Origin of the sequence: Aliidiomarina indica, assembly GCF_015354615.1 — a bacterium.
Classification (GTDB): Bacteria; Pseudomonadota; Gammaproteobacteria; order Enterobacterales; family Alteromonadaceae; genus Aliidiomarina; species Aliidiomarina indica.
This window is the reverse complement of record NZ_JACAVQ010000017.1, coordinates 1-1,175: the sequence shown is the minus strand read 5'-3', so window position 1 is coordinate 1,175 and position 1,175 is coordinate 1. Positions and strand designations below refer to the sequence as shown.

The 1,175-nt window shown below is 50.1% G+C and carries 1 rRNA gene; it reads left to right on the top strand.

The features are described 5' to 3' along the window. Window positions 1-24 precede the first annotated feature (24 nt). Window positions 25-1,175, top strand: a 23S ribosomal RNA gene (locus tag HXZ99_RS12055); the annotation flags it as partial.

The following is a 1,175-nucleotide window of genomic DNA, read 5'->3' as shown; positions in this document are numbered from 1 at the left end:
AAGCGACACCTTTTTGGGTTGTATGGTTAAGTGACTAAGCGTACACGGTGGATGCCTAGGCAGTTGGAGGCGATGAAGGACGTATTAACTTGCGATAAGCCATGATGAGCTAGTAAAAAGCGCATGAGTCATGGATTTCCGAATGGGGAAACCCAGTGAGTTTACTCACTATCCTTAACTGAATACATAGGTTAAGGAGGCGAACGAGGGGAACTGAAACATCTAAGTACCCTTAGGAAAAGAAATCAACCGAGATTCCGTCAGTAGCGGCGAGCGAACGCGGATTAGCCCTTAAGCTTGATAAGATGCAGTGGAACACTCTGGAAAGTGTGGCGATAGAGGGTGATAGCCCCGTACACGAAGTGTGTTATCAAGTGAAAACGAGTAGGTCGGGACACGTGTTATCTTGACTGAATATGGGGGGACCATCCTCCAAGGCTAAATACTCCCAACTGACCGATAGTGAACCAGTACCGTGAGGGAAAGGCGAAAAGAACCCCTGTGAGGGGAGTGAAATAGAACCTGAAACCGTGTACGTACAAGCAGTAGGAGCTCTTCGGAGTGACTGCGTACCTTTTGTATAATGGGTCAGCGACTTACATTTTGTAGCAAGGTTAACCGAATAGGGTAGCCGTAGGGAAACCGAGTCTTAACTGGGCGTCGAGTTGCAAGGTGTAGACCCGAAACCGGGCGATCTAGCCATGGGCAGGTTGAAGATTGAGTAACATCAATTGGAGGACCGAACTCACTAATGTTGAAAAATTAGGAGATGACCTGTGGCTCGGAGTGAAAGGCTAATCAAGCCCGGAGATAGCTGGTTCTCCCCGAAATCTATTTAGGTAGAGCCTCGGACGAATACCATTGGGGGTAGAGCACTGTTTCGGCTAGGGGCCCATCCCGGGTTACCAAACCGATGCAAACTCCGAATACCAATGAGTACTATCCGGGAGACACACGGCGGGTGCTAACGTTCGTCGTGGAGAGGGAAACAACCCAGACCGCCAGCTAAGGTCCCCAAGTCATGGTTCAGTGGGAAACGATGTGGGAAGGCATAGACAGCTAGGAGGTTGGCTTAGAAGCAGCCACCCTTTAAAGAAAGCGTAATAGCTCACTAGTCGAGTCGGCCTGCGCGGAAGATGTAACGGGGCTAAACCATGCACCGAAGCTGCGGCAGC